Origin of the sequence: Williamsia phyllosphaerae (assembly GCF_014635305.1) — a bacterium.
Classification (GTDB): Bacteria; Actinomycetota; Actinomycetes; order Mycobacteriales; family Mycobacteriaceae; genus Williamsia_A; species Williamsia_A phyllosphaerae.
In genome coordinates, this window is record NZ_BMCS01000003.1 from 650,224 (window position 1) to 665,487 (window position 15,264).

The 15,264-nt window shown below is 67.4% G+C and carries 17 protein-coding genes; 8 read left to right on the forward strand and 9 right to left on the reverse strand.

Annotated elements, in window-relative coordinates; all coding sequences use genetic code 11:
- Positions 1-119: 119 nt before the first annotated feature.
- Together IEV93_RS21580 and IEV93_RS21585 are read right to left on the reverse strand one after the other, a co-directional pair.
- Positions 120-674, reverse strand: a complete 555-nt coding sequence (locus tag IEV93_RS21580; protein WP_188492853.1) for a YceI family protein — start codon at positions 672-674, stop codon at positions 120-122.
- Positions 671-2,122: an acyltransferase gene (locus IEV93_RS21585; RefSeq protein ID WP_229705385.1), complete on the reverse strand. Its 1,452-nt coding sequence runs from the start codon at positions 2,120-2,122 to the stop codon at positions 671-673. Before IEV93_RS21585 ends, IEV93_RS21580 begins: the two co-directional genes overlap by 4 nt.
- Positions 2,123-2,430: 308 nt before the next feature.
- On the opposite strand from IEV93_RS21585, the gene IEV93_RS21590 reads away from it, so the two are divergent.
- Entirely contained in the window at positions 2,431-2,838 is a 408-nt protein-coding gene (locus IEV93_RS21590) for a YciI family protein (protein ID WP_188492857.1), read from the forward strand.
- 25 nt (positions 2,839-2,863) lie between these two features.
- The gene (locus IEV93_RS21595) at positions 2,864-4,009 is read left to right on the forward strand and encodes an RNA polymerase sigma factor (RefSeq protein WP_188493317.1); all 1,146 of its coding nucleotides are present in this window, start codon (positions 2,864-2,866) and stop codon (positions 4,007-4,009) included.
- A 49-nt stretch (positions 4,010-4,058) separates the two neighbouring features.
- Here the strand turns inward: IEV93_RS21595 and IEV93_RS21600 are convergent, their stop codons facing one another.
- A complete protein-coding gene (locus tag IEV93_RS21600) occupies positions 4,059-4,724 on the reverse strand; it encodes a TetR/AcrR family transcriptional regulator (protein ID WP_229705386.1) in 666 nt (221 codons plus the stop codon).
- 74 nt (positions 4,725-4,798) lie between these two features.
- Between IEV93_RS21600 and IEV93_RS21605 the strand changes: the two genes are divergently transcribed.
- On the forward strand, positions 4,799-5,944 hold the full coding sequence (locus IEV93_RS21605) for an FAD-dependent oxidoreductase (RefSeq protein ID WP_188492861.1): 1,146 nt from the start codon (positions 4,799-4,801) through the stop codon (positions 5,942-5,944).
- A 5-nt stretch (positions 5,945-5,949) separates the two neighbouring features.
- Here the strand turns inward: IEV93_RS21605 and IEV93_RS21610 are convergent, their stop codons facing one another.
- The 3 genes from IEV93_RS21610 to IEV93_RS21620 form a co-directional block, all read right to left on the reverse strand.
- On the reverse strand, positions 5,950-7,467 hold the full coding sequence (locus IEV93_RS21610; protein ID WP_188492864.1) for an APC family permease: 1,518 nt from the start codon (positions 7,465-7,467) through the stop codon (positions 5,950-5,952).
- A gap of 76 nt (positions 7,468-7,543) precedes the next feature.
- The gene (locus IEV93_RS21615; RefSeq protein WP_188492866.1) at positions 7,544-7,900 is read right to left on the reverse strand and encodes a hypothetical protein; all 357 of its coding nucleotides are present in this window, start codon (positions 7,898-7,900) and stop codon (positions 7,544-7,546) included.
- Positions 7,901-7,948: 48 nt separating this feature from the next.
- Positions 7,949-8,710, reverse strand: coding sequence for an SDR family NAD(P)-dependent oxidoreductase (locus IEV93_RS21620; RefSeq protein ID WP_188492868.1), 762 nt, complete (start codon positions 8,708-8,710; stop codon positions 7,949-7,951).
- Between the two features lie 116 nt (positions 8,711-8,826).
- Here IEV93_RS21620 and IEV93_RS21625 point away from each other — a divergent pair, with 116 nt between their 5' ends.
- A complete protein-coding gene (locus IEV93_RS21625) occupies positions 8,827-9,390 on the forward strand; it encodes a dihydrofolate reductase family protein (protein WP_188492870.1) in 564 nt (187 codons plus the stop codon).
- Positions 9,391-9,425: 35 nt separating this feature from the next.
- On the opposite strand, the gene IEV93_RS21630 is transcribed toward IEV93_RS21625, so the two are convergent.
- Positions 9,426-9,788 carry a VOC family protein gene (locus tag IEV93_RS21630; RefSeq protein ID WP_188492872.1) on the reverse strand — a complete coding sequence of 121 codons (363 nt, stop codon included), beginning with the start codon at positions 9,786-9,788 and terminating at the stop codon, positions 9,426-9,428.
- A gap of 112 nt (positions 9,789-9,900) precedes the next feature.
- Between IEV93_RS21630 and IEV93_RS21635 the strand changes: the two genes are divergently transcribed.
- Positions 9,901-10,470: a pyridoxamine 5'-phosphate oxidase family protein gene (locus IEV93_RS21635; RefSeq protein WP_188492874.1), complete on the forward strand. Its 570-nt coding sequence runs from the start codon at positions 9,901-9,903 to the stop codon at positions 10,468-10,470.
- Here IEV93_RS21635 and IEV93_RS21640 read toward each other — a convergent pair.
- Positions 10,467-11,540, reverse strand: a complete 1,074-nt coding sequence (locus IEV93_RS21640) for a hypothetical protein (RefSeq protein WP_188492876.1) — start codon at positions 11,538-11,540, stop codon at positions 10,467-10,469. The two genes, IEV93_RS21635 and IEV93_RS21640, sit on opposite strands and share 4 nt — an antisense overlap.
- A gap of 87 nt (positions 11,541-11,627) precedes the next feature.
- Here IEV93_RS21640 and IEV93_RS21645 point away from each other — a divergent pair, with 87 nt between their 5' ends.
- Positions 11,628-12,158 carry a TetR/AcrR family transcriptional regulator gene (locus tag IEV93_RS21645; protein WP_188492878.1) on the forward strand — a complete coding sequence of 177 codons (531 nt, stop codon included), beginning with the start codon at positions 11,628-11,630 and terminating at the stop codon, positions 12,156-12,158.
- A 4-nt stretch (positions 12,159-12,162) separates the two neighbouring features.
- The gene (locus IEV93_RS21650; RefSeq protein ID WP_188492880.1) at positions 12,163-12,948 is read left to right on the forward strand and encodes a sulfite exporter TauE/SafE family protein; all 786 of its coding nucleotides are present in this window, start codon (positions 12,163-12,165) and stop codon (positions 12,946-12,948) included.
- A 71-nt stretch (positions 12,949-13,019) separates the two neighbouring features.
- On the opposite strand, the gene IEV93_RS21655 is transcribed toward IEV93_RS21650, so the two are convergent.
- Positions 13,020-14,213, reverse strand: a complete 1,194-nt coding sequence (locus IEV93_RS21655; RefSeq protein WP_188492882.1) for a PQQ-dependent sugar dehydrogenase — start codon at positions 14,211-14,213, stop codon at positions 13,020-13,022.
- Positions 14,214-14,366: 153 nt separating this feature from the next.
- Here IEV93_RS21655 and IEV93_RS21660 point away from each other — a divergent pair, with 153 nt between their 5' ends.
- Positions 14,367-15,263, forward strand: coding sequence for an oxygenase MpaB family protein (locus IEV93_RS21660; protein ID WP_188492884.1), 897 nt, complete (start codon positions 14,367-14,369; stop codon positions 15,261-15,263).
- Position 15,264 lies beyond the last annotated feature (1 nt).

The window sequence follows — 15,264 nt, forward strand, 5'->3', positions numbered from 1 at the left end:
CCGGGGACGCTACGGTCAGGTCCCGCCGGGGACAGGCGATGTCCTCGTGAATCGCGTCCCGCCCGTGCAGGTGTCCACAGTTCGCGTGCTGTCACCACCGGTTGTCGGTGGCCCCGTCGTCAGTCCCGCTTGGGGCGCTGGGCCGCGAAACCGACGGTGACGTCGTCGACGACCTTCATGGCGCCCATCAACTGCGAGTAGGGCTTGATCCCGAAGTCGCTCTGGCGCACCACGGTCTCGGCCGACAGGCCCCAGGAACCACCGAGATCCTCGACGATGAGATCAACGGTGTGCTCACGGCTGACACCGTGGATCTCCAGGGTCCCGCTCAGTCGGTAGCCGTCATCGGTCTCGTCCACCGCATGGGTTCGGAAACCGATGTGCGGGAATCGGTCTGCGTCGAAGGTCTTGAGGGCGTTGGAGCGCGCGATCGCCTTCTCCGGTCCGAGCAGCGGGGTGACGCCGCCCTCCCCGCCGACGACGTCGATCGAGTCGACCTCGGCGCTCAGTTCGACACCGGCCGGACGGTCACCGGACCACTCGACCTCCGCACGCCACCTGGTCACGGCGATGGTGAGTCGGTGCCCCATCTTGGAGGCTTTGCCGGTGACGCCGGTGTGCAGCTGCAACCGGCAGTCGTCCGACGGGGTGAAGGTGTAGCCCGATCCGGTCATACACGGACGGATTCAGTCGACTCGGCGGACTCGACCGCCGAGCGCTGACGCCAGAACACGAGCGCTGCGCTCGCGATGAGGAGCGCACCGGTGAACGAGATGATGTCGCCGACGAGGAGACCGAAGCCGCCGCGGACGATCACCCCGACTGCGATGGCGACGACGCCGACCACGATCGAGCGCACGGGGGTCTGGTCCCTCCACGAGACCATGTTGCGGCCGGTGGTCATGAGACTGATCGGGCTGCGCCGCAGCACCTCGACGATGAACACGGTCAGCGCAACGGTTGCCAGGTAGCCGATCAGCGCAACGAGCCAGGTCGGGTCGGCCCGGTGGTCGTCGATGGTGGGCTGTAGTTCGTTCAGCGCCAGCGCGTGCGCCAGATAGATCCCGAACGACCGGTCCGCCGCGGTCCGGAGGAAGGTGTCCGCTCGCGAACCGGGCCGACGCCGCTCCTTCCACATCGACCCCAGGCCGTACAGCATCGCGATGGTCGCGACGTAGGCGAAGGCGTTGTGCGGCATGAAGACGTTGGTCGCGCGGAACATCTCCTCGCCGACGTCGACCTTGTGTGCGAAGTAGACGAGCGTTGCGGCCAGAACGATGAGTCCGATGGAGAAGATGACCTTGCGCCACCGCACGGTGAAGGCGTGGGCCTTCTCGAAATGCAGTGCTGCGACGATGCCGGCGAGGACGAAGAACTGGTACGGCAGGATCGTGATGATCAGATGTGTCCAGACGACACCCTGGGGTCCCTCCAGGATGAACCCGCTCTGCGGTCGGACCATGAAGTACAACAACGTCATGTGCGCGGCGAAGCTGATCGCCAGCAGGTAGCGGTGATACCCCCAGGTCTTCTTGAGGACCATGAGCACGAGTGGGAACACCAGGTAGATCTGCATGCTCACGAACAGGAAGTACAGGTGATACCAGGCATTGCCGGTGACGAGGTCGTACGCGAGGCTCTTGAGTGAGAGCACGATGTGGTCGGCGCTGTTGACGGTGTCCCGGAGCGAATCGGAACCGCCCCCGCGGTAGCGCGAATAGATCCAGTAGAAGATCGTCCACGTCACGTACGGGATGCCGATGAGTTTGAACCGGCGTCGCCAGAACTCGATGGGTTTGAGGTCGCGGTTGCGGTACTGATAGCCGAGGACGAATCCGGTGAGGAAGAAGAAGCCGTATCGCGAGTAGCGCACCGTCAGTTCGACGCCACCGGCGACGGCGTTGGCGGGGTTCGACGCGCCCATGACGACGTGGTCGAGGATGACCGCACCGAAGGTGATCAGGCGGACCAGATCGAGTTGATAGAGGTGTTTGTCGCGCCCGACCTTCGAGGAGTCGACGGTGGTGACGACCGCAGGCGTGTCGTCTGCCTTGGTGTCACCGATGATGGTCGGTGCCGGGGAGGACTTCGTCTCCCGTGTCGGGATGTCCAACTCGTCCACGCTCCGTTCCCACCGACGCGCGCATCCACGGTCGGCCACAATCGTCACCGGAAGTCGGTTTTGCCGCATATCCGCAGCACCCGGGCCTGTGGAACGCTAGCAGCTCCCGGTCTCAACAGGCGTCCGGCGAGGCGCCTGCGGACCTGTGAGGTTCCTGCGGATCGTGAGTTCGGTCAGACGACACCCCTGCGCGGACCGATTTGAGAAAATTTGGACAAAGGGGCCGATGGGATGTCGAGACCACGTCCCCGGCTCCGTCCCAGGTGCGGATGCAGCCACCGGGGCGGCACCGACAAGGAGGAATCATCATGGCCAAGTACCTGCTGCTGAAGCACTACCGCGGAGCCCCCGAGGCACCGAACGGCGTTCCGATGGACCAGTGGACGCCGGCCGAAATAGACGCCCACATCCAGTACATGAACGACTTCGCCGAACGCCTGGAGGGCACCGGGGAGTTCGTCGACAGTCAGGCGCTGTCCGCGCAGGGCACGTTCGTCCGGTCGGACGGTCCGGGACGGCCGCCGGTGACCGACGGGCCGTTCGCCGAGACCAAGGACCTCATCGCCGGCTGGATGGTCATCGACGTCGACAGCTACGACCGTGCCCTGGCCCTGGCGGGCGAGCTGTCGGCCGCCCCCGGTGCAGGCGGGGAGCCGATCCACGAATGGCTCGAGCTGCGCCCGTTCATGGGGGTACCGACCACGGTCGACGAGTGATGTCGCGACGCGGATCGGCTCGATGATCGACGAGGCGCTCCTCCGGGAGCTGACGCCTGCGGTGATCGGCGTCCTCGTGCGTCGCGGAGCGGATTTCGCGACGGCCGAGGACGCCGTGCAGGAGGCGCACGTCCAGGCGGCACTGACCTGGCCGCACGACAGACCCGATGACCCGAAGGCCTGGCTGATCACGGTGGCCTGGCGGAGGTTCGTCGACGCACACCGATCGGAGGTGGCCCGTCGTGAGAGGGAGGGGCGGGCGGAGGCGCAGCCGGCCCCTGGCCCCACGGAGGCAGCGGACGACACCCTGCACCTGTTGTTCCTGTGCGCACACCCGTTGCTGACGCCGACATCGGCGGTCGCGTTGACGTTGCGGGCGGTCGGTGGGTTGACCACGCGCCAGATCGCCGAGGCGTACCTGGTTCCCGAGGCCACCATGGCGCAGCGGATCAGCCGGGCCAAGCGGACCGTGTCCGGGGTGCGCTTCACCGACGTCGGTGATCCGGCGACGGTGCGTCGCGTCCTCTACCTGGTGTTCAACGAGGGATACACGGGCGATGTCGATCTCGCGGCGGAGGCGATCCGGCTGACCCGACAACTGGCGTCGACGACGGACGACGAAGAGACCGCGGGACTGCTGGCGTTGATGTTGCTGCATCACGCGCGACGGCCGGCCCGGGCCCGTCCCGACGGCAGCCTGGTCCCGTTGGGTGAGCAGGACCGATCGCTGTGGGACACCGATCTGATCATCGACGGAATCGGACTGCTTCGCACCGCGCTCGCCCGGGATCGACTCGGTGAGTTCCAGGCACAGGCGGCGATCGCCGCACTACACGCCGACGCGCAGTCTGCCGAGGAGACCGACTGGGTACAGATCGTGGAGTGGTACGACGAGTTGTACCTCCTCACGGACAGCCCGATCGTCGCTTTGAACCGCGCGGTGGCGGTCGGTGAGGCCCACGGTGCCGCCGCCGGGTTGGCGGCGTTGGCGGCGATCGATCCGTCGGTCCCGCGGCGCTCGGCCGCCGAGGCCCACCTGTGCGAGAAGGCCGGAGATCTCCGCAACGCCGCGGCGCTCTACGCGCAGGCAGCCCACGAGGCGACGAATCTGTCCGAACGCGAGCACCTGACCCGGCAGTCCGCGCGTCTGGGTGACGCCGGACGCGGCTGAATCGGACGCCGCACCACGTCGATCGCCCCACCACATGGCGGTCTGGCCCTCACCGTGCGGCGGCGACACCGGCGAGGAAGATGTCGACACCGGCCAGGAACTGCTCACGATCATCGTGATCTCGCACCCGGGTCGACAGGTACCGGACGAAGGGGAAGTCGTCGTCCAACGCGGCCCATCGGTCCGCGACAGCGCCGAGGATGACGGATCGATCGGTCACGTCGCCGAAGTCCCGGCGGGCGTTGGCCGCGTTCTGCCCGGCGACGCCCAGGACGTAGCTCACGATCGCTGACGCGGCGTCGAAGCGTTGATGCTCGGGCACCCCCAGGGCGGGGAGTCGGCCGCCCAGAGCCTCCCAGATCCGCAGCATCGCGGTCTGCCAGGGCTCACGTGACAGGTGGGTACCGACCCAAGGATGTGCGTCGATGGCGTCGAACACCCCCAGCGAGATCTCGCGTATCGCTTCGGCGGGCCGGTCGGAAGCAGTGTCGGTGACGACGTCGGTGATCACGTGTTCGGTTGCTGCCGAGAGCAATTCCGTCTTGTTGGCCACGTGGTGATAGATCGCTCCCGCTCCGGTCGACAATCGGGCGGCCAGGGTGCGGAACGTCAAGCCGGCCTCGCCCTCGGCATCGAGGATCAGCACCGCCTCCGCGACGATGCGCTCCGTCGACAGTGCCTCTGCACGTCTCTCGTTCCGTCGACCAGGTGCCATGCGGACCATCTTGACATATTTGGAACGGCGTTCCAATATGTTGGAACAACGTTCCAACACGACGGGAGAACGGGATGACCTCATCGGTCACGATCATCGGCGCCGGCCTGGGCGGACTGGTTCTGGCGCGCGTCCTGCACGTGCACGGCATCGCCGCCACGGTCTACGAGGCCGACGCATCGACGGGCGCACGGACCCAGGGCGGGCAACTCGACATCCACGAACACGACGGGCAGGTCGCTCTCGAGGCGGCGGGGCTGACCGCTGCGTTCCGCGCGATCGTCCACGAGGGCGGCGAGGCAACCCGCGTCCTGCGGCCTGACGGCGGGGTGTTGCTCGACGAGCCCGACGAGGGTGACGGCGCACGCCCGGAAGTCCTCCGCGGCGACCTGCGACGCGTACTGCTCGAATCGCTTCCCGCGAACACCGTCCGGTGGGGACACAAGGTGACGTCAGTCCACGCGCTCGGGGACGGGCGACACGAGATCGGATTCACGAACGGCGCCACCGCCGTCAGCGACGTGCTCGTCGGCGCGGACGGTTCGTGGTCGAGGGTCCGTCCGCTGCTCTCCGACGCCACGCCGTCCTATGTCGGCACGGTGTTCGTCGAGACCTACCTCCATGACGTCGACAACGAACACCCCGACGCTGCGCGAGCCGTCGGCGGGGGCGCGATGTTCGCCCTCACGCCGGGCAAGGGGATCTCCGTGCACCGTGAGGCCGGCGACGTGTTGCACACCTACGTCCAGCTCAACAGGTCCGACGACTGGGTCGCGGCAATCGATTTCGAGGACGCCGAGGCGGCCAGGGCGACTGTCGCAGCGGAATTCGACGGGTGGGCACCGGAACTGACCGCCCTGATCACCGACGGCGAGACCGCGCCGGTACCGCGCAAGATCTTCACCCTCCCCAACGACCACCGCTGGGATCGCACGCCCGGCATCACCCTGCTCGGTGATGCCGCACACCTGATGCCGCCGTCCGGCGACGGCGCGAACCTGGCGATGCTCGACGGCGCCGAATTGGGTCGGGCGATCGCGGATCATCCCGACGACGTCGAGGCGGCCCTGGCGGTCTACGAGGAGGCGATGTTCACCCGTAGCTCGGCGGTGGCAGTCGAGGCACACGAGACGTTGGAGCTATGTCTCGGCGAGACGTCGCCGTTCGGGCTCATCGACCTCATCACCGGTGTTGCGGTGGGGGAGCGGGCCGGGCGCTGACTGCCTCACCTGTCGATGTCGGGCACGGGGACGGGGGCGACGTCGGGGTCTGGGTCGAGACGCACCGCGCCCCCACCGCCGGGTTCGCTGTCCAACACCGCTCGGTCGAACAGCATCATCTTCGCGAAGTACAGACCGCCGGTGGCGATCAGCCCGACGACGATGAGCGATGGGACCCGGGCGTCGTCGGGGGTGACGAGCACAAAGATCGCTCCCACCACCCAGATCATCGCCACGACCGCGACCGGGAGTTCGAACCGGCCCAGGCTGAAACCTCCCTCCCTGCTCTCGAGCCGCCGACGGACCACGAGGTACAGGACGATGGCCGCTCCGTAGATGAGGGCGGGCAGAACCGTACCGCCCAGGATCAGCTGCAAGAGCGCATCGCCGGGCAACGCGACCATGAGTACGACGCCGATGACGAGCACGAGGACGGTGGCGGCAACCGGGGTGCGGGTCGCCGGGTTCACCCGCGCGAGAACGCGGTGTCCCGGGAACCGCTCGTCGCGTGCCATGGCGAACACCTGGCGGGCACAGGCGGCCATGACGACCATCCCGGCACCGAACATGGCGAACGCGATACACGCCAGCAGGATTCGCTCCATAACGGGCCCGAGCTGCTCGCGGATGATCGCCGCGACCGGCGAGCCGCTCGCGCTGACAGCATCGATGTCCTTGATCGAGACGGTCAGGGCGAGCAGGAACAGGAAGCCGGCGACACCCGCGGCGACCACGGACGCCACGATCGCGCGCGGCACGCTGCGGAAGGGATCCTTGGCCTCCTCGGCGAGATTCGCCGCTGAGTCGAATCCCACGAGGGTCGTCAGACCCATGAGCATTCCCGCCATCAACCCGCCTCCGATGGCGTAATAGTTGGCGCTGCCCTCCGTCACCCCGCGGGAGCCGAGGTTCGCGACATCACCGCTGCCGGTGAACACCACGACCGCCGCGAGCGCGATGATGATGACCGCCACTATCGCGATCTCGATCCCCACGGCAGCGGAGGTGACCACGCCCAGCAGTCGGGTCGACGCGATAACGAGAACGACCTGGATGAGAATGATTGCCACCGTGAGGATCCGAGCCATGTCCTCGTCAGGCTGCATCCCGACCAGCGGCATGAAGGCCTGACTGGCCAGGGCGTTGTCCATCGCGACGGTCGCCGTGGCCAGATACCAGAACGTCAGCCAACCGAACAGCCAGCCGACCTTGGGGTTCGCGAGACGTGACGCCCACTGGTACGACGACCCCGAGAGCGCTATCCGGGCCGCGAACTGCGCGACGACGAGAGCCACCAGCGTTTGTCCGATCGCGGCGATGATCCACAACCAGATCCCGACCGGCCCCGCCGTGGTCAGTACCTGCCCGTAGGTGGCGAAGATGCCCACCGCGACGGAGATGAAAGCGAAGGAGATCGCGAACACCTGAAAGGATCCGAGCGAGCGCTTCAGTTCCGGGCCGGATGACCCGTCAGGCCCGACGTCGCCCGTGCCGACAATGCCCGCCGTCTTCTCTGCCGTCATCGCGAGTCCGATCGTCGAGCCGATGATCAGCACACGATAGATCAGGAACTGCGCTGGTCAGCGGCAAATTTTGGAATCAACGATCGCTACTGCCGATTTCGGTCAGTTCCGCGCCGGGAGGGAAATCGAGCGTGAACTCGTCACCGACATCCCCGATCGCGTCCGACACCGCCGTGGTGACGACCACGCCATCGTCGGAGATCTGGCGGATGCGTACCCGACGGCCGTGGTGGTCGAACCAGTTCAGCAGGAACCGCAGCCCGATCTCCTCCAGGACCTCCTCCGCGAGAGGCGATTCCGACACCGCGACGCGCGGTCGTCCCAATCTGTCGATCGGGATCAGATCCGGTGCCGCGGTCTCGAGATCGATCCAGCCGATCACCTCACCGTCCTCACGGCGGTGCGGTATCCAGTGCTCGGGAATCGCGGACATGACGGTGAGAGTACCGAGATGGACGGTCATCCACCGCTGCATTTTTCGTCAGCGATGGGTGAGACCGCCGTCGACGGCGTACTGCGCAGCCGTCACATACGACGCGTCCTCGGACAACAGGAACGCGGCGGCCTCGCCGGGTGTACCGACACGCCCCAACGGAACGTTGCCGAGGACCGCTCTCTCGAAACCGGCGCGGGTGTCGGGGTGCATGAAGTCACGGAAGCCGGTGTCGATCGGACCGGGGACCAGGGTGTTGACGCGGATACCGCGGTCGGCGAGCTCGGAGGCCCAGGTCTGCGCCGCGGCGATCAGTGCGGCCTTGCCCGCGGCGTAGACCGCTGTCGTGGGCCCCGCCTCGTACGCGGACGTCGACGACGTCACCAGAACCGAGGCAGAGGTGTTCAATCGTGCTGCGAGAGCTGCCAACTGGAGAAACGGTCCGCGGACGTTGGTGGCCATCAACGCATCGAAGGACTCGGCGTCGACCTCGGCCAGCGGCTCAGTCGCGGCGAATCCCGCGTTGAGCCAGAGTCCGTCGATGCCCCTCGGACCGACAGCATCGAGGAGGTCGGAACCCGTCGTGGGCGACGACGCATCGTTGGCGACGACGACTGCGTCCGGGAACATCGCGCGGAGATCATCGAGTCGGCCCGGATCGGTCCCGGTCAGCACGAGGTCGGCACCCTCCGCCGCGAGACGTTCTGCCCCGGCTCGGCCGATACCTCTGGTCGCCCCGGTGATCACGACACGCTTTCCAACGAAGCGGCCAGTGGGTGCAGGGGACCGATCGGCTGAGGTGTCAGACATGCCCCTCACGGTTTCACGGGTGGGGTGTCGTGTCGAGGCAGAGCGAGGTGGTCTGGCCGGGAAATCCGTGGCTCCGATCGAGCCGCTGACGATCTCGTCGCGAGTAATCTGATGCGATGCAACCGCTTCGGTACTCCATCAACGTCACGCTCGATGGGTGTTGCGACCACCGCGAGATGGTCCCGGACGCATCCCTGCACCGGCACGCAGCACAGATCCTCGCCGACGCCGACGCGCTGCTGTTCGGGCGGGTGACCTACGAGATGATGGAGTCCGCGTGGCGACCACCGGCCGACGGATCGAGACCCGAGTGGACGGAACCCTTCGCCCGAACCATCGGCGCGGCAAAGAAGTACGTCGTGTCGCGCACCCTCGAACAGGTGGACTGGAACTCCGAACTCATCACGGGCGACGTGGGGGAGTCGGTCCGGGCGCTCAAGCAGCAATCGGGACGCGGAATCTACGTCGGCGGCGTGCAGCTACCGATGGCGCTGGCCGAGCTCGGCCTGATCGACGAGTACGAATTCGTCGTGCACCCCCGAGTGGTCGGACACGGTCGACGACTCTTCGAAGGACTGTCGGTGCCGCTGGACCTCACGCTGGTGGACCGGGAAGAACTCGAGTCCGGTGCGGTCGCTATGCGGTACGAACCGAAACGCCCGGGCACGCCCGCTTCCTGACACTGCGACACGGCGGCGCAACCGGCCGCGGGTGATCACTTCTTCACGAGGCAGAACGGGTGCCCCGCGGGGTCGAGGTACACCCGGAACCCCTCGAACGCCTGCCCGGGAACCGCGGTCGCCCCGGCCGCGAGAAGTTCGCGCTCGGCCGCATCGAAATCGGTGACCTGGACATCGAGATGGAACTGCTGGCTTGCGTGCGGATCAGGAAACGTCGGAGGTCGATGCTCCGGGGACGGCTGGAACACGAGGTTGGCTCCGCCGAGTCCACAGTCGAGCTTCACCCACGACGGGTCGGCGGCGTCGAGTTGCCCGCCCAGCACTCGCTGATAGAACGTGGCCAACGCGACCGTGTCCGGGCAGTCCAGGATCACGGCGTTGACGAATCCGATTGCCATGTCGTCACCTCTCATACGTGTGCGATGTCCTCGAACCGTAACCAACCATGCATGCCCCCGCAGGGGGGAACCGCGAGAGAAGCGGTGATCGCTCCCAACTATGGTGAGCGCCATGGGCAAGGTCTTCGACTCGATCGACAGCTCGCTGCGCACATGGATCGACGCGCAACCCATGTGGTTCGTCGCGACCGCCCCACTCGCGGATGATGGCCACGTGAATGTGTCGCCGCGGGGCCACGACTCGTTCTCGGTGCTCGACGAACACCGTGTCGCGTGGGTCGACTACACCGGCAGCGGCGTGGAGACCATCGCGCATCTCCGCGAGAACGGCCGCATCTGCATCATGTTCACGGCGTTCGACGGCCGTCCACGCATCGTTCGTCTGCACGGACGTGGAACGGTGTCGCTCCCCGGCGAGTCCGCCTTCGACGAGGTGGTGGCGCGCCACCCTGCGAACCCGAGTACTCGTGCCGTCGTGACCGTCGAGGTCACTCGGATCAGCGACTCCTGCGGCTGGGGCGTCCCCGTGATGGAGATGGTCGACGAACGGGACCTCATCCGGCTGCACGCGGAGAAGAAGGGGGTCGACGGGATGATCGACTATCGCGCGCAGAAGAACGCGCGGAGCATCGACGGGCTCCCCGGACTCGACGGGCACACACACCACGAGGAACTCCGCTAGGGGCGGACGGCCGCGCGACGGTCCAGCACCGCGCACGCACCGCCGGCGAGCACGACGAATCCTGCCGCGGCGGCCAGCAGTACCGCCTCGGGATGACCGCGCACCACCACTGCTCCGACCGCCGCGCCCACCATCCCGGCGATCGCGGCAACAGCGAACTGGGGCAACAGCTGTCGGTTCCATCCCCGCCACAACGCGACACCGACGAGCACTACACCGAACACCATCGACAACGGCGCGAGTCCGAAGTTCACCCCGTATCGCACGGCGAGCGCGGGCACGGCGAACACGACCAGGAACCACCCCAGCGACCGCGCGGCCGACGCGGAGACGGGCCGCGGCGGGAGCTCGCGGCGTGCCCACAGGCGCGCGCCGAGCAGAGCGATCACAGCAATCGCGATCAGCGGAAGCCACGAGATGGCGTGCCCCAGGTTGTACAGCGTCGCCACGTCGTACACCGCCAGGACGACGCAGCCCAGTGCGGCGGCCGACACCGCGAAAGGCACCACCGCCGGCGGTCCGGCCCGACCAGCCGACAACGCCGGCAGGAACATCGGTGTCACAACGCCTGCGACCACCCGAATGATGATGTCGACCACGGTGTACGGGTTGTGCAGGTCCCACTCGATGAGGCAGAACGTCGCGGTGAACGACGCCGAGATCAGCCATCGTGCGGCGACCACACGCCCGAACACATCTGCACTGAACCATCGACAGACCAGCAGGTAGGCGGTCATCACGAACGGCAGCTCCAGCGCGGCCTGCACGTGCAGTACGGTCCACGGCCATGCGGGCAGGACGTCGACCACCGGACCGAGATCGGCCATGTCGAACCAGCCGGCCGGAAGATAGACGGCCACCGGTGACGGATCGCCGTTCCACACCTGGTCGACGAACGCGGTGAACAGGGCCTGGTTGACGAACATCGCCGCCACGACGACGCCCAGCCACGTTCCGGGATGCCGGAGCACGCCACCGCCGCGGCGGGAACCCGACCGGAGTCGAGGCACCCACAGCACTCCGACTGCGCAGGACACGATGATCACAGCAGCGAGCACCAGTTCTCCCACACCGTGAGACTAGGTGCTCGGCCCCGGGCACCCACGGGTCGCACGCGGGGACCGCGACCGCGAAGGGCGACCAATTAGGGTGGGGGGATGCCTGCCAATCGTCGTCCGCGAGCGCGGGAGGAGAAGCGGGACGAGATCGTCACCTCCGCCCGCCGACTCTTCGTCGACCACGGTTACGACGACACCTCGCTGAGCAGGATCGCCGCCGACGCAGGGGTGACCACGAACACCGTCTACTGGTACTTCACCGACAAGGACCACCTGCTGGTCGCGGTCCTCGAAGGCCTGCTGGCCGAGGCGATGTCGCGGTACGAACCCATCGCGGAACGTCCGTTGGCGGACAAGATCATGTTCGCCGTCGACGAGCTGTCCGCGATGCGCAATCTCGTCGACACCGTGCACTCGCGACGATCGGCGTCACCGGTGATCGATCAGTGGCACGACACCTTCCACGGGGTGGCCGACGCGCTCACGCGGGGCGACCTGCCGCCCGAGAACGCCGAGCCGGCGAGCCACATCATCGCGTTCGTTGTCGAGGGTCTGCTGACCCATCCTGGCGGCAAGGCCGAACGGCGCGCCATCGTCGATCTGCTCGTCGACCGCATCGCCGCGCCCTGACCCGGTGTCGATCTGGGAAGCGATCGCGATCCTCGTCGCCGGTGTCGGGGCCGGGGCCATCAACGCCGTCGTCGGCAGCGGCACGCTCATCACGTTCCCGACCCTCGTCGCGTTCGGCTTTCCACCGGTGACCGCCACGATGACCAACGCCGTGGGTCTCGTGGCCGGCGGGGTGTCGGGTACGTGGGGCTATCGTCGCGAACTGGCCGGACAGTGGCCGCGCCTGCGGTGGCAGATCCCGGCGTCGTTGGTCGGTGCGGGGATCGGCAGCTGGCTGCTGTTGCATCTGCCGGAGAAGGCTTTCGAGACCATCGTCCCCGTGTTGCTGGTCCTGGCCCTCGTACTGGTGATCTTCCAGCCCCGCCTCCAGCGATGGACCGCGTCGCGCGCCACCGGCGTGCCCGACGATGCACACGACACCGCCCTGCAGCCGAGTCGCCTAGCGCTGCTCGTCGTGTCGACGTTCGCGGTGGGGATCTACGGCGGTTATTTCACGGCCGCGCAGGGAATCCTGCTGATGGGGGCCATGGGCGTGATCGTCACCGACAGCCTCCAGCGTCTCAACGCCACCAAGAACCTGCTGTCCCTCATCGTCAATGTCGTTGCGGCGTTGACCTACACCGTCGTCGCGTTCGATCGGATCCACTGGGCGGCGGCCGGGATCATCGCGGTCGGCTCGTTGGTCGGGGGAGTGGTCGGCGCCCGGTACGGACGCAACCTGTCGCCCGCCGCTCTGCGGGGGGTGATCGTCGTGGTCGGGATCATCGGTCTGTGGCGATTGGTGGCCTGACACCCCTACGCCATATAGTCAGCAGTCTTTCCCGCTGAGCGGGAAAGACTGCTGACTTTTTCCGCCCGCCGTCAGCTCGCCGGGCGGACCCGCAGGATGCGATCGTTGCCGCCGTTGTCGGTGCTCACCAAGAGCGAGCCGTCCCGGTCGACCTTCAGGGCACGCAGACGGCCGTAGGTGTCACGCAGACCGTCGGTGGTGCTGACCGTCTCGCGGCCGTTCTCCGTCAGCGTGATGAACACCAACCGCTTGCCCTGTTGCGCCGAGATGACCGCCGTGCCACCGAGAGCACCCCATCCGCTGCTGGGCAGGAACTCGAGCGCGGGTGTCGCGATGGTCGGCGCCCCTGACGACCAGACTGCTCCGATGGCCCCGGGTACGCGCGCAGGGTCGGTCATCGGCACCGACTCGTCGTAGATCAGAGGCGCACGGTCGGGGCGGTAGCCGTAGTTGCCGCCTGCCTGCAGGAGGTTCAGTTCGTCGTCGCGGCTGGTGCCCTGCTCGATGGAATAGACGCGTCCGGTCCCGGGCTGGATCGTGACGCCCTGGACGTTGCGGTGTCCGAGGGAGTAGATCGGGGTACCGGGGATCGTCCCGCCGGCGGGTGCACCGCCGATGGTGATGTGCAGGACCTTGCCGCCCAACGACGTTCGGCTCTGCGGGTACGACCGCACGGCGTTGTCGCCGGTGCCCACCCAGAGGGTGCCGTCCGGTGCGGCGGTCAGGCCGCACCCGGCGTGCCGCCCGCCGGAGTTGACCGGGATGTTCGACAGCACCGTGCGTGTCCGCGTGAACGACGACCAGTCGTCCGCGACACGCCACGCGACGACGTTGATGACCTGTCCGGAGTTGGGGAAGGGGATCGGCAGCGACCCGGCCGATCCCGTGCCGAACGCTGTGGGCGAGGTCTTCTCCGCCTGGCACGAATACAGGGTGCGGTTCGACGCGAAGCCTCGGTCGACCGCGAGCCCCATCAGACCGGCCTCGTTGGTGACGAAGAGTTTCGATTGATCTGCGCGGACGGTCTGCGCTGTTCCACCCGGACGTATCGCGACGAACCGACCACCGCGCTCACCGGTGATGAGGGTGCCGTCGGGGGCGATCTCGATGTCCCAGGGTTTGTCGAGGCCGGCGGCCACCGTGCTGACCGACAGCGGCGGCGCGGCCTGTGCGGGCGTGACGGCGGTCAGCAGCCCGACGCCCAGCGCGCTGATCACGCCGAGTGTGGTGAGCAGTGAACGGTGAGGGACGCAACGTCTGGTCACTTTGCCACCGTAATGCCGCTCTTTACGATCAGGCAGCTGATTCGCCGGACTTCGCCCACCCACCACCCTGTCCGCAAAGCCTCATACGCCCGCGACGGATCCACATCACCCGCACTGACCAGCACTGACGTCGAAGAGGCGCACAGTGGAGGGATGAACCCGTTCAGTTCGGTCCAACAGGCCGTCGGCGAGATGATCTTCGCGCGCGTCGCAGGGGACGAGGGGCCTGCGCGGCGCGATCGGATCCACCTGTCGACGGGCCCGCGGCGCTACGGCCCGGACTCCGCTATCTACCGGGTGCACGGCGACGCGTCGATGTTCGTCGGTGGCATGCGCGCACTCCTGCTGCAGTCGCTGCACCCTCTCGCCATGGCGGCGGTCGACCAGCACTCGGGTTACCGCGGCGACCCGTGGGGGCGGCTACAACGCACGAGTACGTTCCTGGCCGAGACGACGTTCGGCACCATCGAGGACGCGGACCGGGCCATCCGGATCGTTCGGGCCGTGCACAAGCAGATCACCGGTACCGCACCGGACGGACGGCCTTACGCCGCCTCCGATCCGCACCTCATCCGCTGGGTTCATGTTGCGGAGATCGACAGTTTCCTCCGTGCCCACGATCGTTACGGTGCGCGTCCCCTCGACGCTGCCGGCCGCGATGATTACGTCCGCGAGACCGCGTTCGTCGCGCGTGGTCTCGGTGCCGTCGACGTCCCGGAGACCACCGCCGAACTCGACGAACTCCTCGCGCTGTATCGACCCGAACTCAAGAGCACGGCCGCCGCGCGGCGTACGGCGCGGTTCATCCTGTTGAACCCGCCCATCCCGCTGCCCGTGCGCCCGGCCTACGGTCTGCTGTCGTCGGTCGCCGTCTCGATGATGCCGTGGTGGACCCGTCTTCCCCTGCGGTTGCCGTACCTACCCGTCACCGAGGCAACGGCGGTGCGGGGGAGTGGGATCGCGATCACCTCGGCGATTCGGTGGGCACTCGGTCCCGCTGCCACACAGAACAATCGGGGCGACGGGGCGGTCACCGCGGCGCGAGCCTGAT